Raw genomic sequence first — 21,758 nt, forward strand, 5'->3', positions numbered from 1 at the left:
AATGGCAGACAGCTGTGTTGCAGAATCCCTGTGGCAGTCTCAAAACCAACAGTGAAAGGAGTACTGTTCTGACACGAGAACCCCTGGAAACTTTCCTGTTGTCCATTGAGCGTAGGGCATACGCTATAGCCATGGCATCCCTGGGCAATAGAGAGGATGCACTGGACGTGGTTCAGGAAGCCATGGCACAACTCGTGATCAGCTATGCTGACAGGGCAGAAGAACAGTGGCGTCCCCTGTTCTACCGAATTTTGCAAAACAAGGTGACCGACCTGCAGAGAAAAAGGAATATCCAGGGACGTTTTAAAGGCTGGCTTTCCCGATTTCGCAACCGGGAAGATGGCTCGGAAGATGATACTGACCCCCTGGATTTGGTACCTGGCCCGGACCACCAGGCGCCTCACCATCAGCATGAGCAGGATAGGCAGATGGTGAAGTTGCAAGACGCGCTTACATCACTACCCGAACGTCAAAAGCAGGCCTTTATGCTGCGTTGTTGGGAAGGCCTGGATACAGCAGAAACTGCAATCGCTATAAAATGCAGTGAAGGCAGCGTTAAAACGCACTATTCCAGGGCTATACATCGCCTGAGAGAACTACTGGGAGATCATTGGTATGAATGACTTTGAAAGACAAATGCAGCAGGTTCTGCGTCGTTCAGAGCGAGATATCGACGACCAGACAATCCAGGAACTTGCCAGCGCCCGCACGGCCGCGCTCAGCGCCAGAAACAAACAACGGGTACCCCGCTTTTTTGTACCTGCCACCGGCATGGCACTGGCATCGATTCTTGCCGTGGTTCTGATTATGTCACCGGACATGATGGAACGGACAAACACCAGTGGCGGACAGGAAGAAGTTCTACTGGGTGAAAGTATGGATCTTTACGAGGACATGGATTTTTATTACTGGCTGGCCCGGGAAGACAGCAATTTACAAGGTTAATCTATGAAATTGATCAACAGCAAAGTTACTTTTCGCATCGGCAGTACTGTCATGCTAATGCTGACAATGCTGTTTTCTCCAGCACTACTGGCCAGTCAACAGCCTGTCGGCAATTCCTGGTCGCAGCGTGCTGACCCAGCGGGGGCCCGCCATAACACGCAACCCCCTTGGGAGGCGCGTCATGTTCCCCACGCTGTGATCGCTGATAACGGGGAGTACCGCAAAAACAAACAAGGCACCGATAAGCACTGGAAGGACAAAAACTCAAAAGACAAAAGCTGGCAAGATAAAGATCGCAAGCGGCGTTTTGAAGCACTCTCTCCGGAGGAGCAGGAAAAAATCCGTGAGCGCCGCAAAGCTTTTAAAGCACTGCCCCCTGAAGAGCAGGAACGTATCGAACGGGCAAGAGAAAAGTTTCGTAATCTCCCCCCCGAGCGCCGGGAGGAAATCCGCGAAAAATGGCGCAATATGAGTCCGGAGCAGCGCAAGGAATACCATCGCAGGATGGAGAATGACGAGCGCAATCGAAACTATCAGTAGTCCCGCTGTTAACAGACATAAAAAAACCGGCCATCTGGCCGGTTTTTTTACGCCCTGATCTCAGAGCTTGCTATTCAGTTCAGGCAGGGCCTCGAACAGATCAGCAACCAGACCATAATCAGCCACCTGAAATATCGGGGCTTCTTCGTCCTTGTTGATCGCCACAATGACCTTGCTGTCTTTCATACCGGCAAGATGCTGGATCGCTCCGGAAATACCTACGGCAATGTACAGATCAGGAGCGACGATTTTGCCGGTTTGACCAACCTGCATATCGTTGGGAACAAATCCCGCGTCCACTGCCGCTCGGGAGGCACCAACAGCTGCGCCCAACTTATCAGCCAACTCTTCCAGAACATGGAAACCTTCACTGCTACCCATCCCGCGACCACCGGAAATCACCACGCGAGCGGAAGTAAGTTCAGGACGCTCTGATACGGCCAGTTCTTCACCAACAAAACTCGAGTTGGCGGCATCATGAACGCTGCCCACAGTTTCAATAGATGCATTACCGCCTTCCGCAGAAGCCGGATCAAACGCCGTGGAACGAACGGTCAGCACCTTGATACTGTCACTGCTTTGAACCGTAGCAATCACATTACCCGCATAAATCGGGCGCTTGAAGGTGTCGGGACTGACCACAGCACTAATATCGGAAATACTTTGCACATCCAGCAATGCTGCAACCCGCGGAACAAGGTTTTTACCTGTCGTCGATGCCGGCGCCAGCACATGGCTGTAATCACCTGCGAGCTCGGCCACTAACGGGGCAACATTTTCCGCCAGTTGATGCCCATAAGCTTCATTACTCGCCAGAAATACCTTGCTGACACCAGCCAGTTTTGATGCCTGTTCCGCCACGCCGTCACAACCGTGCCCGGCAACCAGAACAGCAATATCACCGCCTATGGCCTGTGCGGCGCTCAGGGTGTTCAACGTCGCCGGTTTCAACTGGCTGTTATCGTGTTCGGCAATAATCAGAATACCCATCAGATCACCTTCGCTTCATTTTTCAGTTTGTCGAGCAATTCATCCACACTGGCAACCTTGATACCGGCTGCACGTTGAGCTGGAGCTTCCACGTTAAGCAGTGTGACCCGGGGAGCAGTATCAACACCCAAAGCCTCCGGCGTAGTGGTATCTAATGGCTTCTTTTTCGCTTTCATAATGTTCGGCAGCGAGGCATAGCGGGGTTCATTCAGTCTCAGATCCGTGGTGACAATCGCGGGCAGCGACAGCCCCAGAGTCTGAAGACCACCATCAATCTCACGTGTGACTTCTGCCTTGCCAGCACTCAGGGTTAGTTGGGACGCGAAGGTTCCCTGAGGATAACCCGTCAGAGCACCTAGCATTTGTCCAGTCTGGTTGTTGTCGCCGTCAATGGACTGTTTACCCATTAATACCAGGTCGGGAGACTCCTGCTCACAAACCACTTTCAGGCACTTGGCTACTGCCAACGGCTCCAGATCAGCGTCCGACTGAATAAGAATGGCCCGGTCAGCACCCAATGCTAAGGCCGTTCGCAACTGTTCCTGGGCCTGCTGGGGGCCAATAGAGACAGCGACGATTTCAGTTACATCACCTTTCTCTTTCAACCTGACCGCCTCTTCCACAGCAATCTCACAGAAAGGATTAATAGACATTTTGACGTTGTTGAGGTCAACACCGGCGCCATCGGCTTTTGGCCGTACCTTGACGTTGTAGTCCACAACGCGTTTGACAGCGACAAGTACTTTCATGAAATACCCTTTGAAAATGGTCGGTTAGCTTTGAAGGGGCGTAATAATGCCGCTCCAATGGTGCCAAATCAAGGCAAACCGGGGGTTTTGTGTTTACCAAGGCTGACCCATCAGTACTGACCATCTGGTCCTAATTCCCCGTGGCACCGAAAGGTCAGACCAGCTAAAATTCACGCTTCTCAAAATCAGAGCCTTCCAGCCAATCCAAGTAGCCCAAGGAGACATCGGTGGAACGTGAATATATGGATTACGATGTAGTCATCATTGGTGCCGGTCCGGCAGGCCTAGCAGCCGCCTGCAGACTCAAGCAGATCAACCAGGATCTGTCTGTCGTCGTCGTGGAAAAAGGCTCCGAAGTGGGTGCACATATCCTTTCCGGTGCGGTACTAGAGCCCCGCGCTCTCGACGAACTCTTTCCCAACTGGCAAGAACTGGGCGCACCAGTTACTACAGCAGTCAGTACAGATAACATTTATGTGTTTTCTGAAAACAAGGGCATAAAAGTACCATCCCTGTTTGCGCCGAAAACCATGCACAACCACGGCAATTACATTATCAGCCTGGGTAACCTGTGCCGCTGGCTGGCTGAGCAGGCCGAGAATCTGGGGGTTGAAGTCTTTCCAGGTTTCGCGGCGGCTGAAGTGCTGTATGCCGAAAACGGCTCTGTGGCGGGGATGATCACCGGGGATATGGGCGTGGATGTCAACGGCGAACACAAAGACGCCTACATGCCTGGCATGGAGCTGCGTGGTAAATACACCTTTTTTGCGGAAGGCTGCCGGGGACATCTGGGCAAACAGCTCATCGAACACTTCGAACTGGACCGCGAGGCACAGCAGCCACAGCACTATGGTATTGGGATCAAGGAGCTCTGGCGGGTTCCCCCGGAAAACCACCATTTGGGCTTAGTGGTTCATTCTGCAGGCTGGCCCCTGAATGAAAGCGACTCTTCAGGTGGCGGGTTCCTCTATCACCTGGAAGATAACCAGGTGGCATTGGGGTTAATTACTGACCTCTCCTACTCAAACCCCCATGTCAGTCCATTCGATGAATTTCAGCGTTATAAGCACCACCCTGTCATCAGGCAGTACCTGGAAGGTGGCGAGCGTATTGCCTATGGAGCCCGGGCACTCGTCAAGGGTGGCCTGCAATCTCAACCTAAAATGACCTTTGCTGGCGGTCTGTTGATTGGCGACAACGCTGGCACACTCAACTTTGCCAAGATCAAGGGCATTCACTGTGCCATGAAATCCGGCATGGTTGCTGCAGAAGTGACTGCCGCTGCCATTGCGGCCGATCGTGCTGGTGACGAGCTGACAGAATACACCACCAGCTACAAGGACAGCTGGGCGTACAAGGAACTCTATCAACAGCGCAACTTTGGGCCCGCCCAGCACAAATGGGGCAATATTCTGGGCTCAGCCTATGCCTTTATTGATATCAATATTTTCAACGGCAAACTACCCTGGACCCTCACCGATCCAGTGCCAGATCACAGCAAAATGATTCCGGCTCGCGATGCCAAGAAAATCGTTTATCCAAAACCGGACAACAAGTTGAGTTTTGACAAGTTGTCCTCTGTCTTTCTTTCCAACACCAACCACGAGGAAGCACAACCCTGCCACCTCAAGTTGAAGAATGCAGATATTCCCATCAGCCACAACCTGCCCCTCTACGATGAGCCCGCACAGCGCTACTGCCCTGCCGGGGTGTATGAAGTCGTAGAAGACAGCAATGGCGGTCCCCGTTTTCAGATCAATGCCCAGAATTGTGTGCACTGTAAAACCTGTGACATCAAGGACCCGAGTCAGAATATCACCTGGGTAACACCGGAAGGCTCTGGTGGTCCAAACTATCCAAATATGTGATAAAACAATAAATTAACCACTTTATCTAATCTATATTATTGGATTTTTCGGACGTACAGATACAGACGTTTGTTCCACTAGGACAAACGTCTATCAGGAATAAATAGAGAATGGCCAAGATGGCCAGGCGTTGAAAAAGAACCCGGCGCGTAGTTGGTTACGGGGCTAACGGGTAGTTAGCCCTGTCGTCTAGGATGGCTTCTGGCCCCGCAGCTGCCCCAGGTTACCCATGGTGATGCCAATATTGGCGACAAAGCGCAGGAAGTCCTCTTTATCTTCAAGGTCTGCGCCATAGCTGACATTGAAGTAAGCCTCCACTGCACCCTGTGCGAGGGCCCAACAGGCCAGATAGTGATAGCTGGGCGGTACATCTTCAAGAATGCCTTTATCAATCAGCTTGGCAATCATGTTATTCAGGGCATCGACATTGGAACGTCGCAGGCTATGTAGCTCCAACATTTTGTCAGCCACTTCTTCGTTATCTTGTAAGTTAACTTCCAGTAACTGCACCAACCTGTCGAGGGCAGGATTGGCCAACCGGGCCTTGAAGTAGGATCGTGCGGCAGCCCCGGGATCACCAGAGTCTGTGGCTTCAATGCCTATTCTCAGGTTTTCAGTGATATTGCGCTCATAGTCGAGCACGATGCGCATGAGAATTTCGGTTTTGGTAAGGAAGTGCTTGTAGACGGTGCCCTTGCCGACACCGGCCTCTTTGGAGATGGCTGAGACGGTGACCTTGTCGATGCCGTCGCGAATCAACAGGTATAACGCCTTTTCAATAATGCGTTCTTCGCGGGCCAGAAAGCGCTTTTTCTTGGCACGAATTTTATCGGTACTATCACTAGATGACCTTGGCATTAAACGCCCCATCCGTTCCAAAAGTGGAGGCAAATTGTGTTCTGAAAACCCAAACCCTGTCAATGGTCACGTAGTTACCATGCATGGACAGTAAAACGGAGAGTGATATAATGCGCGCCGCCGGTGTGTAGCGCAGCCTGGTAGCGCACTTCCTTCGGGAGGAAGGGGTCGGAGGTTCAAATCCTCTCACACCGACCAAATTTATAGCTCAGATTCAACCGTTTGCGATCAGGCTCGTTCATAGCGACGTTTATTGAAAGTTTCTACTGAGGCTTGATGCCAAAATTGATCCTGAGAGTTCCCTTAGATGCCTGTAGCCAATCGCCAATATTATCGCCGTTGATATCGACCAACCTGACTTGCTCTGGAATGGTGACTGTCCCCGCGATTAATATTTCAATAGCCTCGAGGCCCTTTATTTCGGTTCTTACGAGTCCTCCTTGGCCGTTATTTTTGTAAAACGATACTTCGCTCCCGCCGTGGAGTTGGATGCTACTTAAGTCGCCTAAACCATCACCGGTCATATCGCCACATAGGTGGCTAAAACCCATAGGGTAGTCATTCTCCTCTGGCAGTAGGTCAAGCTCTTCAATGGCGCCATTTCGCATCGCTAATGCGGTGTATACGTAATCCCATTCGAGGCTGTCCCCGTCCACAGGCTCTGTGAAGTCCTCCGGAACAAGAGTGGTGTCAATCTTAATTACGAAAACTGACTCACTGGGCGACAAACGTAGCTCGCAGCTGTCAGATACAACCACACCCATCCGCAGTGACCCTTTGTAACGGTATAGCCAGCCTTGCTGTACGCCGGGATTGTCGTGCCATGTGAAGTCCACTTGCCGGATCTTCTCGCCAAACCTGTACGTGTCGTAGGCAATCCATGAGGATTCAACTTGTTCGAAAACCCGAACGCCCGGATCATCAACCTCACTCAAAGTTGACATCAGGTATTTAGAATAATTTATATCGGATGAATTATTAGGGGTAAAAGCGCGTTCATCCCACCCTCTAAGGTCTGGATAACCATTCACTGTCACGGGTTGCCCATTTTGATACTTAAAAACCCGCGCTGGAGTGCCGGGGCCAACGCCATAAATAATATGTTGAGATCCGTCCTGCATCTTGGCCGTGGCGCAACCGTGTTGATAGATGGGATCACCACTAAGAGCGTCTACCCGGTAGGTTCCATCTCCGTTCGAAATGATTAATTTTTGCTCGCTTGACCAGTTGAGGTACCCCTGCTCGTAACTCATCTCGCGGCCATCTTCCCGCATTAAACATGGCAGGACATCTACATAACCGTCACCATTTAAGTCGGCGGTTACCCATTTTCTGCTTAAGTCACCCTTCTCTACTAAGTCCACACCAAAAATTTCTCTGGTGGCCAATTGATATACACCAGCTCTTTCTTGTTTATAGGCTAGCCCTACCACGTTAGATGGCCCGTAGAGGTCGGGGTTAGGGTTGGGCGCCGCTTGCTCTAAAAATAAGTCCATTAGGCCATCGTTATCGAAATCAATTGGAATGGGGTGCTCCATTGAACTAGAGGTTGCGTCAGGCCAAAGCGACTCTGGAATCACAATATCGATGTGGGCAGGATCAAAATACCGGTTGCTATCGGCAGCCTTCTTCGCCTCATACAGCAGCCAAACAGGCAGCGCTGAGGGCGCATCCTCCTCTGCCGGCGACACAGTACTGTTAGCGAAAAGTAGGAGCGCCGCTACAGTTTGCGCGGAGGGGACTAGGAGATTTAGCCGGTTCGGGTTCATAGCTTGGCTCAAAACGCGGGGATAAAAGTGGACGCCCTCACACCTAGCAGGATGTTAACCCCAGATCTAAAAAAAGCGCCAATGCGGCCGCGTAACTTATTCGCTGCCTTACATTAGCCTTCCTGCTGGAGCGGGGGGTCAGAGGGTTAAGTAAGCCAGCAATACGGGCGTGTAGGCCTCGTCCTGCCAGCGGTTGGCCCACACCGAAGTTATTGCCATGCCACACCTAATTTGGGCGTATTATCGTCTTTGACTAAATATTGATTGGATCAGATCATGAGGCACCTATTAATCGGATTTATCCTTCTTCCGGTTCTTGCGGCTGCACAAGAACTTCATGTTTTTAGGAATGGAGAGAGCGCCGACGCCGAAAAGGTTAACGAAAATTTTAGTGCGCTCGAACAACAATTGGACTCCCTCAAGGGGGACCAAGTGTTAGTTCCTTGGGCGGATCACGCGAGATTCATGGTGGACTGCTCTGCCGACCCCTTGGCTTTGCAAAAAACCCTGGAGTCGGAGGCCGCCATGCGACTCAACAGCGTTCATGCGGCAGTGCAGTCGGGTAGTTGTCGTTTCCCAGACCATGTTTTCGGAGCTGGGAGGACGGTGTGGATTTCTGCGCCGGAGGAGGGCGCCTCCATGATTTTTTCAGAGGAGGTTTTTTGCTCCTTGGGCGTAAAAAATGGGCACGTAACTCTGACCAGATTTGCCCTCACCGATCTCAGCGCGATTTGCCTCTATGCCAACGCAAGCCTGCAGCTGGAAAGTGTTTCCTTTGTGAGCACTCAGGATCCTCTTCCCGCAGAAGGGCCGATAGTAATTGTCAGAAATGACAGCTTGCTCCGCTTCGCAGGATTTGCCGACAAAGCCGCTTCATCGGTACGACCATCGATTTATGCAACCAACTCAGATATTGATTTAGCCGTTGGGGCTGCAGCATATCTGGGTGATATCGATTTGGCCCTCGGCTCCAGGATGTGGTGCAGAGAGTGTGGCCTGGATGCGCTTGCGCTGAGGCTCGACACTAACTCCTCCTTCTGTGGCTATACCCCCGGGCAGGGAGGCGCAGATCTAGGTATCACGTCTTTGAATGTAAGGGCAGGGTCAGTCTTTCTTCATGAGAATGCGCCGGAGTCCACGGCCTCGAGCTACGAGGCTTTGGTCTCTAGCGATTCGACTGCGATCTGGGAAAAGGATGGGACGGGAGACCGGTGTGGCTTAAGGTGAAGAGCCCCTCGTCCGCGTCCTTCGGGAGGAAGGGGTCGGAGGTTCAAATCCTCTCACACCGACCAGATACAAAAAAACCCACGTTATCGTGGGTTTTTTTATGTGCTTTAAGTGTACCTCTCCACCCTATTGCCCCTGAAGATCCTCAAACAATTTAGGATCAGAGTAGCGTTCGGGCTCACGGTAGCTGGTATAAGTGCCAAACAATTCGCCCCAAAGATTCTTCGATGAGCAGTGAAAATATCGGGCATTTATCGCCTGTGCTGCCTCCCGGCAACTTCCTTCCGTGAGATAGCGTGTGCCTTCCAGCGTTGGCTCTTCATCAAATGGACTGTGTTTAACGATCAGGTCGTACTGCGGATAAAACATATACACGACGACCAGCACAATAATGACCAGTACCGCTTTCATCCGAACACCTCCCGTATCGTAAAAATCCAGTATAAATGGCAATTAGCGTTACCGCTTCAAAGTCGCTCATCCCTCAAGCGGAACCAAATCACAAACACGGCTATGAAACACGCTGCAGCTCCCATTTCAAAAGCCAACAGGGATCTGTAGTCCCACACCAGTCCGCCCAACCAGGAACCGATAGCACCACCCAACCCCAGGCAAAAAGCGCTGTAAAGCGCCTGCGCCTTTCCCTGGTTGCCTGGCTCAAACAGTCGCCTTATGCAATCGATACCGGCAGAGTGATAAGCACCGAAAGTGAAGGCATGGAGAGTCTGAGCCAACATCAACAGCCACAACAGTTCCGGGAAATATCCAATCGTCAGCCAACGCAGTGTAGCCAGCAACAGGCAGACAGACATGATTAAACGCACACCAAAGAGCGGTAGCAGGCGATGCATAACGATAAACAGAACTACTTCGGCCACTACACCTACTGACCAGAGCACACCGATGACTCCCCGGCTATATCCCTGGGTTTCCATATAGATACTGAAAAAACTGTAGTAAATGCCGTGTGAAAACTGCATCAGCATACCTGCCACAAAGAATGCGGCAACCGCAGGCTGGCGCAAGACGGCGAGAAAGGGCTGTGAGGCACGCTGATGTTTCTGTTGATGGGGTGTTGGCACCGCCAGGCTGGTGATAAAAATGCCGGCTAACAACAAAAAGCCGATCAATGGCAGGCTATCAATACTATAGGCATCAAACCAGGCGCCGCTGCCCAGAACAAAGATGATAAATCCGATGGAACCCCACAACCTGACCCGGCTGTAGTTTTCGGGGGTTTCGCGAAGAAAGCTGGTGGTGACCACCTCCTGTTGTGGCAATACGGCATTCCAGAAAAAACTGTAGCCAATCATCACCATGGCCACGACCCAGAATTTCTGGCTTAAAAAGATTCCTGAAAAACATACACAGGACAACAAGGCGCCCACACGGATAATGAGCAGCCGTTGACCCGTATGGTCTGCCAGCCATCCCCACAGGTTGGGGGCAACCACTTTGGTCGCCATGGGAAGCGCCAACAGCAAACCGATATCAGCGGCAGAAAAACCCAGGGATTTGAGATACAGGGACCAGTAGGGAAACAGCGCCCCCAACAGGCCGAAAAAGCAAAAGTAGAACGCCGACAAGCGCCAGTATGGAACCGGCTCAGAGCCCTCCTGCTGCATAGGGTATCAGCTGCCTTTACCGGCGGGGATCGGCTCCAGTCCAGTATCCACGTGCATATTCTGTGCACGGTGGCGCATCAGGTGATCCATAAGGGTAATTGCCAGCATGGCCTCTGCGATTGGGGTGGCCCGTATACCCACGCAGGGATCGTGACGCCCAGTCGTCACCACTTCAATGGGGTTACCGTGAACATCCACAGACTTTCCAGGAATACGTAAGCTACTGGTGGGCTTTAACGCCAGGTGAGCAATAATGTTCTGACCGGATGAAATACCGCCCAGAACCCCACCGGCATGATTAGACAGGAAACCTTCCGGGGTTATTTCATCCCGATGCTCGGTTCCCTTCTGGGCTACCGCATCAAACCCTGCCCCGATTTCAACGCCTTTCACAGCGTTGATACTCATCAGGCTGTGGGCAATCTCGGCATCGAGGCGATCAAAGATGGGTTCACCCAGACCCGGCGGCACGTTGCTGGCAACCACGGTTATCTTCGCCCCTACTGAGTCGCCGTCCTTTTGCAACTGCTGCATGTAGGCTTCCATTTCAGGCACTTTGTCCGGATCGGGGCAAAAGAAGGGATTGTTTTCCACCTCATCGAGCAGTACTTGTTCTGCCTTGATGGGACCAAGCTGGGAGAGGTAACCGCGCACTTCAATACCGGCAATCGCTTTCAGGTATTTCTTGGCAATTGCGCCTGCTGCAACCCGCATGGCGGTTTCACGGGCTGACGAGCGTCCACCACCGCGGTAATCGCGAATGCCGTACTTTTGAAAATAGGTGTAATCCGCATGGGCCGGGCGGAACTGGTCTTTGATATTGGAATAGTCCTTGGAGCGCTGATCTGTATTTTCGATGATCAGGCCGATAGGACAACCAGTTGTTTTACCTTCAAACACGCCGGACAGGATTTTCACCTGGTCCTGTTCACGACGCTGGGTAGTGTAACGGGACTGACCAGGTTTGCGACGATCCAGGTCCCGCTGCATATCCTCTTCAGTCAATGACAACCCGGGAGGACAGCCATCAACGATACAACCCAAAGCCAGGCCGTGGCTTTCGCCAAACGTTGTTACGGTGAAAAGTTTGCCTATGCTATTACCCGACATAAGATTCCCAGTTCCAGTTAACAGAGGCCACAGTGACACGCAGGTCTATCTGCATGTGCCCCGCAAAGAGGCGAATTTTATACGAAGCTACCGGCGATGTCTCACGCCGGACAGAGCACAGAGCGATATTCCCGGAGTTGGAGCGCCGTCAGCATAAAAACCCCATGACCGCCGCGCTCAAATTCCAGCCACAGGAATGGCACCTGGGGATAGGCCTCTTCCAGTGCTTCCCAGGAGTTTCCCACTTCCACGATCAACACACCCTCATCAGTGAGATGGCTTTCAGCCTGAATCAGCAATCGGCGCGTAAAATCGAGCCCATCATTACCCGATGCCAACCCGATTGGGGGTTCATGGTGATATTCATCCGGCATGGATGCGATATCTTGAGCATCGACATAGGGTGGATTACTGACAATCAGGTCAAAGCGCTGTGACCCCAGTCCATCAAACAAGTCTGACTCAATGGCAGTAACTCGTTCTTCCAGGGCATAGCGAGCAATATTTTTTTCTGCCACAGCAAGTGCTTCTTGAGAAATATCACTCAATGTGACTGCTGCTCCCTCCAGATAGAGTGCACAGGCAATGCCTATACAACCACTACCGGTGCAGAGATCAAGAATTGTCTTTGGAGGTTGTGACAACCAGCGATAGAACTCATTATCAATAAGCTCTGCTATGGGAGACCGGGGCACCAGTACCCTTGAATCTACCCAAAAAGGCACGCCAGCAAACCAGGCCTCGCCAATCAGATAGGCTGCCGGTATGCGCTCCGTGATACGACGCTCAAAAAGGGCCTTAATACTGCACCATTCGTCTTCTGTAAGCTGACGCTCCTGAACGGATGGATCAACATCCCAGGGTAACGACAGGCAATGCAAAACCAGGGACAGCGACTCGTCCCAGGCATTGTCTGTGCCGTGGCCAAAATACAGGCTGGCAGCGTCAAACTGCTCGGCTCCGTAACGAATAGCCTCGCCCAAAGTACAGGGATTTTCCGGTGTATTATTCATCGCGCTATTGTAACCAGCACCACCACAAATGGCTTTACGTTTCTGAGTCCCTGACGTAGGGTTATGCACCGAATACTTCATGTTGGACGAGACAAACTGTGAATATTGCCGACTGCTACACCCAAATCCTAGAGTCCATTGGCGAGGACGTATCACGTCCGGGACTGGTAGACACCCCTCAACGCGCCGCCAAAGCATTTGAGTTTATGACCAAAGGTTATCACCAGAAATTGGAAGACGTTATCAACGGCGCCCTCTTCCCATCTGACGCCAATGAAATGGTGATCGTGAAAGACATCGAGCTCTATTCCTTGTGTGAGCACCACCTACTGCCATTTATTGGTAAATGTCATGTCGCCTATATTCCGGACGGCGTTGTTCTCGGTCTGTCCAAAGTTGCCCGCATTGTCGACATGTTTGCCCGCCGCTTGCAGATTCAGGAAGCGTTGGTCACGCAAATTGCGAATACCATTGAGTCCGTCACCGGCGCCCAGGGCGTGGCCGTCATCATTGAAGCCAAACACATGTGCATGATGATGCGCGGCGTGGAAAAACAGAATTCCCTGATGAAGACCTCGGCCATGGTGGGGGTATTCCGGGAAGATCAGGCTACACGCAATGAATTCCTGTCGCTTATTGGTTGCTGAACACGGATCTACTCAGGGTTGGGTGAGCCACCGCAGCTCTGCAGCACCTCGCCCGAAAGCAATAGCATCGAGACAAGCCAGGCTACTCGTGGTCATGGACCAACCGAGTCCTGGCCGGTCAGTGAGATATTCCAGCATCTTGCCAATCAAGGGCTGATGGCTCAGCAGTAAAAGAGAGGGAACCCGGAGCTTGTCCACACAAGCCTCTACCGCGGATAAGCGGGCTTCTGAACGCAGCACATCCTCAAACAGCAAATCACCCTGGTAAGACAGCGTTTCCTGCACAACACTGAGCGTTTGCCGGGCGCGTAGAACCGGGCTGCAAAGTATCAGGTCGAGGCTCTGTAAGTCGTCCAAATGTTGCTCGAGAACAGCTCTGGTCTCGTCATGCCCGTGTTGTGACAACGCCCTTTCACCACGGACCTGGTCATAGGGAGCGTCACCGTGACGCAACAGGTAAATCAGCACCACTAGGCCTTGGGGTTATCCTCGGGATTATCCTTTTCTCCCTCAGAAGGCGTGATAAACGAAGGCACATCTTCAGAGCTACTGACAGAGGTTGTCGTAGGTTTTACATCTTCCCTGCTTCTCCCGGGCTCTTGAGGCTCAATAACCTGCGTCTCCGGCCAATCTGTAAACGGATAGGGTTTCTCGTCACTGTTATAGGTCAGAAATAGAAAAGCCTGTAACGCCCACTTGGACACACCCTGCCCTAGCTCCAGCAGTGACGTGTTCGGTTTGGCCGTCACAAGGACAAAAACAAACTGCAGCACAGCGACCGCGAGAATAACCAGCCGTGCCAGCACCAGCAACAGAGCAAACAGGATCATGTAGAGCAGTCGCATCCAGGTATCGGGATTTAACAGGTTCGCTTTTGTTTCGTCATTCATGGCATTCACTCCGCAAAAAATTCCACATCGGTACTCTGTTCTGCCAACATCAAACTACTCAGTACTTCGCTGACTGGCCGCTGGTTGAACATAGTTTCATACAGTGCACTGACCAACGGCATGTAGATACCCAGCTGCTCGGCTTCTTCCTTGATAATCCGGGTGGTATTGATGCCTTCAGCAACCTGACCGACCTTCGCCACAGCTGCCTCCAGCCCCAGGCCTTCACCAAGGGCATAACCCACCTGAAAATTACGACTGAGTGGCGATGTGCAGGTAACAAACAAATCACCAACACCACTGAGGCCAAGAAAGGTCATGGGATTGGCACCCAGTTTAGCGGCGAAACGGCTCATTTCAGCCAGGCTACGGGTAATCAGCACGCTGATGGTGTTTTGGCCCATATGCATTGCTGCGGCCATGCCCGCGGCAATCGCGTAGATATTTTTTAAGGCCCCCGCCAGCTCAACGCCAAAACGGTCCCGATTGGCGTAAACACGAAAATATCGGGATCCCAACAAACATTGAACAGTTTTACACAGTTCACTGTCATCACTGGCGATAACCGTGGCGGTGATGGCCTTTTTAGCGATTTCCTTGGCCAGGTTAGGGCCGCTGATGACCCCTACCCTAACTTGGGGCAGCTCCTCCTCCAGAATTTCACTCATCAGCTTGAAGGTGTTGGCTTCAATACCCTTGGCGGTACTGATCGCTATGGTCCCCGGGGGAAGAAAAGGTTTTGCCTGATGGGCGATATCACGGAATGCCTTGCTGGGTACGGAAAAAAAGACGACCTGACAACCTTGTAGTGTCTGTTCCAGGTCACTTGAGAATTTCAGATTGTCATCCAGCCGGTAACCCGGCATGTAATTGACATTTTCATGCAGCCGGGCGCAATGTTCAACGTTGTCCCTGTCACGCATCCACAGGGTGACGTCATGACCGTTGGCTGAAATCATATTGGCGATGGCAGTACCAAAACTGCCACCGCCAAGAACGGCTATTTTTGTTACTGTTGCCATATATCTACTTCGCGGTGAATCACCCAAAGATTATAGGTTGAATCACCGCCAGGAAGCTACGCGGCACCTTCAAACAACAGCTGGTTAAGTCGTTTCACAAATAAAGCTGGGTTTTCCAGTTGTTCACCCGCCGAAAGAACAGCCTGGTCATAAAGCAAACCTGTCAATTCAGCAGAGCGCTGTTGATCACTCTCACTCCCCAACTGACGAACCAGCGGATGCGAAGCATTAATTTCAAGTACAGGCTTGTCGACAGGCATTTTCTGACCAGCAGCTTCCATCATCTTTCTCATGTGGGGGCTCAGGGCATCTTCCGCATAAACCAGGCAGGCTGGGGAGTCTGTAAGACGACGCGTCTCCCTAACGCTCTCCACCTTATCCTTCAGGAGGTTGCTGATTTTCTCAATAGCCGCTGTTGACGAAGAGTCATTTTTATCGGCTTTGTCTTCAGTGTCGGCATCGTCGGCAAACAGGCTCTCCTCAAGCTCACCCTTGGTAATATCTTTCAGTTCTTTGCCTTCAAACTCAGCGACATGGGCGATGGTCCACTCGTCAAGACGGTCAGTCAGCAACAGGACCTCAATATCATTCTTACGGAAAGCCTCCAGATAGGCACTGTTGCGGGCACTGGTCAGATTCTCTGCCACCAGGAAATAAATTTTTTCCTGGCCATCTTTCATCCGCGAGACGTAATCCGCCAGGGAATCTGTCGCTTCATCACCCTCGGTTTTGGTGGTGACGAAACGGAACAGACCGGCAATGCGTTCCTTGTTGGCGAAATCTTCAGCGGGCCCTTCTTTCAACACGGCGCCAAATTCGCGCCAGAAAGTACGGTAGTCGTCAGACGATTCCTTAGCCATTTTTTCCAGCATATCAAGGATACGCTTCACCAGCGCAGAGCGGATGCTATCCACTGCGGGGCTGTGTTGCAGAATTTCCCTGGACACATTCAACGGCAGGTCGTTTGAGTCCAGCACACCGCGAATGAAACGCAGGTAGGAAGGCAGGAATTGTGAGGCATCATCCATAATGAATGTGCGCTGAATGTACAGTTTCAGACCCCTGGAGACATCGCGGTTGTAAAGGTCAACCGGCGCATGGCCTGGCACATATAGCAGACTAGTGTAGTCGAGCTTGCCTTCTACGCGGTTGTGACTCCACGCCAGGGGTGTCACAAAGTCATGGCAGATATGTTTGTAAAATTCCTGGTATTCATCATCCTTGATCTCACTGCGTGGGCGTGTCCAAAGTGCCGTCGCGTTATTGATTGTGTCGTAGTCGTAGGTCGGCTCATCGGAGTCTTTATCCTGCTCATCCGCACGTTTGCGAAGCGCCACGGGAATACCGATGTGATCAGAATATTTTTTTACGATGCTGCGAACTCTCAATTCGCTGGCAAATTCCAGTGCGTCGTCCTTGAGATACAAGGTGATGGTTGTGCCACGATCCTGCTTTTCAATATCTTCGATGGTGTATTCGGCCTCGCCTTCACAAGTCCAGCGCACGGCCTGGTCAGCAGCCGCTCCCGCACGGCGGGTTTCCACCACCACTTTATCGGCAACGATAAATGCCGAGTAAAAACCCACACCAAATTGACCAATCAGCTGTGCATCTTTTTTCTGATCCCCAGACAAACCCTGCAGGAACTGTGATGTGCCGGACTTGGCGATGGTCCCCAGGTTCTCGACAACCTCCTCCTTGGACATACCCACACCGTTATCGTGGATGGTAACGATGCCGTCATCCGGGTTGAGGTCGATGCGAATACGAAGGTCACTGTCATTGTCATACAGCGAGGCATCAGCCAGGGCTTCAAAACGAAGTTTATCAGCCGCATCCGACGCATTGGATATCAGTTCACGAAGAAAGATTTCACGATTGCTGTAAAGCGAGTGAATCATTAAGTGAAGCAATTGCTTGGCTTCAGTTTGGAAACCGTGGGTCTCGACTGTCATGGCTATCAATGTCTCCCTTATCTGTGTTTATTAGGATGAAACAAAGGTGGGGACAAGTACGCCAAATTCAACCTCAGAGGCAAAAAAAGTCAGCCAGAACCATCAGCTGATCTGCGCCATAATCAAAAAAGGCGGCCCGGAGGCCGCCTTTTTTCGATGACACCAGCCAGATTACCAGCCAGTGATTTCCTTCAGGCCGTCACCGATGTCTGCCAGACTACGAACAGTCTTCACACCGGCATCTTCCAGGGCCTTAAATTTATCATCAGCAGTACCCTTGCCACCGGCAATGATGGCACCAGCGTGACCCATGCGTTTGCCCGCAGGTGCCGTAACACCAGCAATGTAGGAAACTACAGGCTTAGTGACATTTGCCTTGATGTAAGCCGCAGCTTCTTCTTCAGCAGTACCACCAATTTCACCGATCATCACAATGGCTTCTGTCGCAGGGTCTTTCTCGAACATCGCCAGGATGTCGATAAAGTTAGAGCCGGGAATCGGGTCACCACCAATACCGACACAAGTAGACTGACCAAAGCCGTAGTCCGTAGTTTGTTTCACGGCCTCATAAGTCAGAGTTCCGGAGCGGGAAACAATGCCGACCTTACCTGGCAGGTGGATATGACCGGGCATAATGCCGATCTTACACTCGCCGGGAGTGATTACACCCGGGCAGTTGGGGCCAATCAGGCGCACGCCAAGCTCATCGCATTTGACCTTACACTCCAGCATATCCAGTGTCGGAATACCTTCTGTGATGCAGACAATCAATTTGATACCGGCATTGGCCGCTTCCAGAATCGAGTCCTTACAGAATGGTGCAGGCACATAGATCACTGAAGCTTCAGCGCCGGTTTCGGCAACGGCATCAGCGACTGTATTGAAGACAGGAAGGCCGAGGTGCGTCGTACCACCCTTACCGGGGGTAACGCCACCCACCATCTGCGTGCCATATTCAATGGCCTGCTCGGTGTGGAATGTGCCCTGTCCGCCAGTAATACCCTGGCAGATAACTTTGGTTGATTTGTTGATAAGGATAGACATTACTGGTTGCCCTCCGCTGCTTTTACCACTTGCTGGGCTGCATCAGTCAGGCTGGTTGCGGCGATGATGTTCAAACCGCTATCTGCCAGAATTTTTGAGCCCAGTTCAGCGTTGTTACCTTCAAGGCGGACCACAACCGGTACTTTTACGCCCACTTCTTCTACTGCGCCCATCACGCCTTCAGCGATCAGATCACAGCGCACGATGCCGCCAAAAATATTGATCAGTACCGCTTGAACTTTCTCGTCCGAAAGAATGATCTTGAATGCTTCAACAACGCGCTCTTTCGTCGCACCACCGCCCACATCAAGGAAGTTGGCAGGTTGACCGCCGTGGAGTTTGACAATATCCATGGTGCCCATGGCCAGACCAGCACCATTGACCATACAGCCAATATTGCCATCCAGCGCCACGTAGTTCAGATCCCATTTGGCAGCGTGTGCTTCACGGGCGTCATCCTGGGAAGGATCGTGCATATCCTGCAGCTTGCGCTGACGGTACATGGCATTCCCGTCAATATTGATCTTTCCGTCCAAGCAGTGGAGGTTGCCTTCATCGGTGATAACCAGAGGGTTAATTTCGAGCAAGGCCAGGTCGTAATCCTGGAACAGTTTTGCCAGGCCCAGGAACAGTTTGGTGAACTGCTTGATTTGATCGGAGTTCAGTCCCAGTTGGAAGCCCAGTTCACGTGCCTGGTAGGGTTGTGCTCCGGTCAGAGGGTCAATAACGGCCTTGAGAATTTTTTCCGGTGTTTCTTCAGCCACCTTCTCAATCTCAACGCCACCTTCAGTAGAGGCCATAAATACGATGCGACGGGTAGATCGATCGATAACAGCTCCCAGATACAGCTCCTGAGCAATATTGGTACAGGACTCAACCAGAATGCGACTAACGGGCTGTCCGTTGGCATCTGTCTGGTAAGTCACCAGACGATTGCCTAGCCACTGGCGTGCAAATTCTTCAATTTCCGCCTTTGAGGTGACCAGTTTGACGCCACCTGCCTTGCCGCGACCACCGGCATGCACCTGGGCTTTAACAACCCAGCGATCGCCGCCGATGATATCGGCCGCAGCAACAGCCTCCTGCACGGTTTCCGCCGCTACACCCTGCGACACCGGAAGGCCGTACTCAGCAAAAAGCTGCTTTGCCTGATATTCGTGTAGGTTCATACTCTAAATCCCCGTAGCTGCTTTCATTGGATGGATAAAAAAACTCCGCAGGCCAGCTGTACCTGCGGAGTTCGTAAGACACTGTTACCTGCGCTTTTTGCGATTTGGAATGTGGATCGCGTGACCATTGACCGCCAATGCAGCTTCATGGACTGCTTCCGACAGGGTCGGGTGACCAAATACAGTCATACCGATATCTTCAGCACTAGAGCCAAATTCCATGGCAATGGCAACCTGTTGGACCAGATCAGCCGCACTGGGGCCAACGATGTGGCAACCCAGGATGCGGTCAGTCTCAGCATGAGCGATCATTTTCACCATACCTTCGGTTTCGTCCGCTGCGAGCGCCCGGCCACTGGCAATGAATGGGAAAATACCAACATTATAGGGCTCACCCGCCTGTTTCAGCTGCTCTTCAGTCTTGCCAACAGCGGCAATTTCAGGGTGGGTGTAAATAACGTTAGGAATAATATCGTAGTTCATCTGTGTCTTCTGGCCAGCGATACGCTCGGCAACCATGACGCCCTCTTCTGAGCCTTTGTGGGCAAGCATTGGGCCACGTACCACATCACCAACAGCCCAGACACCTGGTGCATTGGTTGCACATTGTTCATTGACAAAGATAAAGCCGCGCTCATCAAGATTGACACCACTATCTGGAGCCAGAAGACCCTCGGTATAGGGGCGACGTCCCACACAGACAATTAGCTTATCAAACGTTTCCTGTGCTTCTTCGCCTTCACTGTTCTGGTATGTGACGACCACTCTCTTGCCCTTCACCTCACTGCCGGTTACACGGCAGCTGAGACGAATATCCAGCCCCTGCTTGGTAAAGATCTTTTGGGATTCTTTGGCAATTTGCTGGTCCATAATCGCCAGAAAATCTGACATGGCTTCGAGCAATACCACGTTACTGCCAAGGCGGTTCCAGACACTGCCCAGCTCCAGCCCAATAACACCAGCACCAATGACTCCGAGCCGCTTAGGCACCTCAGTCAGCTCCAGTGCACCGGTGGAGTCGATGATGGTCTTGCAATCGATAGGTGCAACAGGGATATTGATAGGCTGAGAGCCGGTGGCGATGATCACGTTATCGGCGGACAATACTTGGGTCTTGCCTTCGTGATCCGTGAACTCGACCTGACGACCGGCCAATAGTTTTCCGGTGCCAAACAGCGATGTCACTCCATTGCTTTTAAACAACCCGGCGATGCCACCGGTGAGCTGTTCAACAATTTTTGCCTTCCGGCCAATCATCCCTTTAACGTCGATACCCACTTTTCCGGTGGTGACACCATGGGTGGACAATGACGATTTCGCTTCGTGATATTTATAGGAACTGTCCAACAGCGCTTTTGAAGGGATACAGCCCACATTCAGACAGGTGCCGCCATGAACACCCTGCCCTTTACTGTTCTGCCACTTCTCAATACAGGCCGTCTTCAAGCCAAGCTGGGCCGCTCTGATCGCTGCCACGTAACCGGCAGGACCGGAGCCAATCACAATCACATCATATTTATCGGACATTATTTATCCCAACAATTTCAATAAATTAGCAATTAAATTTCAAGTAGAATCTTAGCGGGATTCTCAATCATTTCCTTGATAGCCACGAGGAACTGAACTGCTTCTTTACCATCGATCAAGCGGTGATCGTAGGAAAGCGCCAGATACATCATCGGCCGAACCACGACCTGACCATTTTCCACTACCGGACGTTCCTGAATTTTGTGCATACCCAGAATGGCCGTCTGTGGCGGATTGAGAATTGGCGTCGAAAGCAGAGAACCAAATACGCCACCATTGGTGATGGTAAATGTGCCGCCAGTCATGTCTTCAATTGTCAGCTTGCCGTCACGGGCCTTACCACCAAACTCGGCGATGGTGCTCTCGATCTCAGCGATACCCATATTATCTGCATCGCGAAGTACTGGAACCACTAGACCTTTGTCGGTGGAAACAGCAACACCAACATCTTGATAACCATGGTAAACAATATCATTGCCATCAATAGAAGCGTTTACTGAAGGGAAACGCTTCAATGCTTCAGTAGCGGCCTTCACAAAGAACCCCATAAAGCCAAGGCGTGTGCCATTGTGAACCTTCGTAAAGGTGTCCTTGAATTCAGAACGCAGAGCCATGATGCGATGCATGTCCACTTCGTTAAACGTGGTTAGCATGGCAGTGGTCTGGGTTACCTGGAGCAAACGGTCAGCAATTCTTGAGCGCATACGTGTCATGGGCACACGCTTCTCAACACGATCACCAGATGCTACTGCAACTGCTTCCTGTACTGGCTGTGCGGGCGCTGGTGATGCAGGTTCCGCGCTGGGAGCT

At 51.7% G+C, this 21,758-nt stretch carries 22 protein-coding genes and 2 tRNA genes; 8 read left to right on the forward strand and 16 right to left on the reverse strand.

What is annotated here, in order from left to right:
• Window positions 1–14 precede the first annotated feature (14 nt).
• Genes ACYZYZ_RS08775 through ACYZYZ_RS08785 form a run of 3 tightly spaced genes read left to right on the forward strand, consistent with a single transcriptional unit; the run spans window position 15 to window position 1,485 of the window.
• A complete protein-coding gene (locus ACYZYZ_RS08775; RefSeq protein ID WP_461483984.1) occupies window positions 15–623 on the forward strand; it encodes an RNA polymerase sigma factor in 609 nt (202 codons plus the stop codon).
• Window positions 616–945 (forward strand): hypothetical protein, encoded by a 330-nt coding sequence (locus tag ACYZYZ_RS08780; RefSeq protein WP_461483985.1) that lies wholly within the window; start codon window positions 616–618, stop codon window positions 943–945. The genes ACYZYZ_RS08775 and ACYZYZ_RS08780 overlap by 8 nt, the downstream gene beginning before the upstream one ends.
• 3 nt (window positions 946–948) lie before the next feature.
• Window positions 949–1,485 carry a DUF3106 domain-containing protein gene (locus ACYZYZ_RS08785; RefSeq protein ID WP_305171015.1) on the forward strand — a complete coding sequence of 179 codons (537 nt, stop codon included), beginning with the start codon at window positions 949–951 and terminating at the stop codon, window positions 1,483–1,485.
• Between the two features lie 60 nt (window positions 1,486–1,545).
• Here the strand turns inward: ACYZYZ_RS08785 and ACYZYZ_RS08790 are convergent, their stop codons facing one another.
• Both ACYZYZ_RS08790 and ACYZYZ_RS08795 read right to left on the reverse strand, forming a co-directional pair.
• Window positions 1,546–2,475: an electron transfer flavoprotein subunit alpha/FixB family protein gene (locus tag ACYZYZ_RS08790; RefSeq protein WP_305171016.1), complete on the reverse strand. Its 930-nt coding sequence runs from the start codon at window positions 2,473–2,475 to the stop codon at window positions 1,546–1,548.
• Window positions 2,475–3,224 carry an electron transfer flavoprotein subunit beta/FixA family protein gene (locus ACYZYZ_RS08795; protein WP_305171017.1) on the reverse strand — a complete coding sequence of 250 codons (750 nt, stop codon included), beginning with the start codon at window positions 3,222–3,224 and terminating at the stop codon, window positions 2,475–2,477. Before ACYZYZ_RS08795 ends, ACYZYZ_RS08790 begins: the two co-directional genes overlap by 1 nt.
• A gap of 242 nt (window positions 3,225–3,466) precedes the next feature.
• Between ACYZYZ_RS08795 and ACYZYZ_RS08800 the strand changes: the two genes are divergently transcribed.
• On the forward strand, window positions 3,467–5,092 hold the full coding sequence (locus ACYZYZ_RS08800) for an electron transfer flavoprotein-ubiquinone oxidoreductase (RefSeq protein WP_461483998.1): 1,626 nt from the start codon (window positions 3,467–3,469) through the stop codon (window positions 5,090–5,092).
• A gap of 189 nt (window positions 5,093–5,281) precedes the next feature.
• Here ACYZYZ_RS08800 and ACYZYZ_RS08805 read toward each other — a convergent pair whose 3' ends face one another.
• Window positions 5,282–5,950 (reverse strand): TetR/AcrR family transcriptional regulator, encoded by a 669-nt coding sequence (locus tag ACYZYZ_RS08805; protein WP_461483986.1) that lies wholly within the window; start codon window positions 5,948–5,950, stop codon window positions 5,282–5,284.
• 121 nt (window positions 5,951–6,071) lie between these two features.
• Between ACYZYZ_RS08805 and ACYZYZ_RS08810 the strand changes: the two genes are divergently transcribed.
• A tRNA-Pro gene (locus ACYZYZ_RS08810) sits at window positions 6,072–6,148 on the forward strand.
• Window positions 6,149–6,213: 65 nt separating this feature from the next.
• Here the strand turns inward: ACYZYZ_RS08810 and ACYZYZ_RS08815 are convergent.
• Window positions 6,214–7,719 (reverse strand): FG-GAP repeat domain-containing protein, encoded by a 1,506-nt coding sequence (locus ACYZYZ_RS08815; protein WP_461483987.1) that lies wholly within the window; start codon window positions 7,717–7,719, stop codon window positions 6,214–6,216.
• Window positions 7,720–7,983: 264 nt separating this feature from the next.
• Between ACYZYZ_RS08815 and ACYZYZ_RS08820 the strand changes: the two genes are divergently transcribed.
• Both ACYZYZ_RS08820 and ACYZYZ_RS08825 read left to right on the forward strand, forming a co-directional pair.
• On the forward strand, window positions 7,984–8,946 hold the full coding sequence (locus ACYZYZ_RS08820; protein WP_461483988.1) for a hypothetical protein: 963 nt from the start codon (window positions 7,984–7,986) through the stop codon (window positions 8,944–8,946).
• A tRNA-Pro gene (locus ACYZYZ_RS08825) sits at window positions 8,929–9,011 on the forward strand. The genes ACYZYZ_RS08820 and ACYZYZ_RS08825 overlap by 18 nt, the downstream gene beginning before the upstream one ends.
• 61 nt (window positions 9,012–9,072) lie before the next feature.
• On the opposite strand, the gene ACYZYZ_RS08830 is transcribed toward ACYZYZ_RS08825, so the two are convergent.
• The 4 genes from ACYZYZ_RS08830 to prmB form a co-directional block, all read right to left on the reverse strand.
• Window positions 9,073–9,357, reverse strand: a complete 285-nt coding sequence (locus ACYZYZ_RS08830) for a hypothetical protein (protein WP_461483989.1) — start codon at window positions 9,355–9,357, stop codon at window positions 9,073–9,075.
• Window positions 9,358–9,413: 56 nt separating this feature from the next.
• Window positions 9,414–10,571, reverse strand: a complete 1,158-nt coding sequence (locus ACYZYZ_RS08835) for an MFS transporter (RefSeq protein WP_305171020.1) — start codon at window positions 10,569–10,571, stop codon at window positions 9,414–9,416.
• Window positions 10,572–10,577: 6 nt separating this feature from the next.
• Window positions 10,578–11,681 carry a chorismate synthase gene (gene aroC, locus ACYZYZ_RS08840; protein ID WP_461483990.1) on the reverse strand — a complete coding sequence of 368 codons (1,104 nt, stop codon included), beginning with the start codon at window positions 11,679–11,681 and terminating at the stop codon, window positions 10,578–10,580.
• A 101-nt stretch (window positions 11,682–11,782) separates the two neighbouring features.
• Window positions 11,783–12,694: a 50S ribosomal protein L3 N(5)-glutamine methyltransferase gene (gene prmB / locus ACYZYZ_RS08845; protein WP_461483991.1), complete on the reverse strand. Its 912-nt coding sequence runs from the start codon at window positions 12,692–12,694 to the stop codon at window positions 11,783–11,785.
• Window positions 12,695–12,798: 104 nt separating this feature from the next.
• On the opposite strand from prmB, the gene folE reads away from it, so the two are divergent.
• Window positions 12,799–13,341, forward strand: coding sequence for a GTP cyclohydrolase I FolE (gene folE / locus ACYZYZ_RS08850; RefSeq protein WP_461483999.1), 543 nt, complete (start codon window positions 12,799–12,801; stop codon window positions 13,339–13,341).
• 12 nt (window positions 13,342–13,353) lie between these two features.
• On the opposite strand, the gene ACYZYZ_RS08855 is transcribed toward folE, so the two are convergent.
• The 8 genes from ACYZYZ_RS08855 to odhB all read right to left on the reverse strand — a co-directional run.
• Window positions 13,354–13,809 carry a SixA phosphatase family protein gene (locus ACYZYZ_RS08855; RefSeq protein ID WP_461483992.1) on the reverse strand — a complete coding sequence of 152 codons (456 nt, stop codon included), beginning with the start codon at window positions 13,807–13,809 and terminating at the stop codon, window positions 13,354–13,356.
• Between the two features lie 2 nt (window positions 13,810–13,811).
• Complete coding sequence (locus tag ACYZYZ_RS08860; RefSeq protein ID WP_305171024.1) at window positions 13,812–14,231, reverse strand: DUF4389 domain-containing protein; 420 nt, start codon at window positions 14,229–14,231, stop codon at window positions 13,812–13,814.
• Window positions 14,232–14,236: 5 nt separating this feature from the next.
• Window positions 14,237–15,253: an NAD(P)H-dependent glycerol-3-phosphate dehydrogenase gene (locus ACYZYZ_RS08865; RefSeq protein WP_461483993.1), complete on the reverse strand. Its 1,017-nt coding sequence runs from the start codon at window positions 15,251–15,253 to the stop codon at window positions 14,237–14,239.
• 56 nt (window positions 15,254–15,309) lie between these two features.
• A complete protein-coding gene (htpG, locus tag ACYZYZ_RS08870) occupies window positions 15,310–17,208 on the reverse strand; it encodes a molecular chaperone HtpG (protein ID WP_461483994.1) in 1,899 nt (632 codons plus the stop codon).
• Between the two features lie 171 nt (window positions 17,209–17,379).
• Window positions 17,380–18,252 (reverse strand): succinate--CoA ligase subunit alpha, encoded by an 873-nt coding sequence (gene sucD, locus ACYZYZ_RS08875; RefSeq protein ID WP_305171027.1) that lies wholly within the window; start codon window positions 18,250–18,252, stop codon window positions 17,380–17,382.
• On the reverse strand, window positions 18,252–19,421 hold the full coding sequence (gene sucC, locus ACYZYZ_RS08880; RefSeq protein ID WP_461483995.1) for an ADP-forming succinate--CoA ligase subunit beta: 1,170 nt from the start codon (window positions 19,419–19,421) through the stop codon (window positions 18,252–18,254). Before sucC ends, sucD begins: the two co-directional genes overlap by 1 nt.
• A gap of 84 nt (window positions 19,422–19,505) precedes the next feature.
• Window positions 19,506–20,948 carry a dihydrolipoyl dehydrogenase gene (gene lpdA, locus ACYZYZ_RS08885; RefSeq protein WP_461483996.1) on the reverse strand — a complete coding sequence of 481 codons (1,443 nt, stop codon included), beginning with the start codon at window positions 20,946–20,948 and terminating at the stop codon, window positions 19,506–19,508.
• Between the two features lie 32 nt (window positions 20,949–20,980).
• Window positions 20,981–21,758: 2-oxoglutarate dehydrogenase complex dihydrolipoyllysine-residue succinyltransferase (gene odhB, locus ACYZYZ_RS08890; protein WP_461483997.1), on the reverse strand; the 778-nt coding region annotated here is incomplete at its 5' end.

Origin of the sequence: Porticoccus sp. (assembly GCA_023261185.1) — a bacterium.
Taxonomy (GTDB): Bacteria; Pseudomonadota; Gammaproteobacteria; order Pseudomonadales; family Porticoccaceae; genus Porticoccus; species Porticoccus litoralis.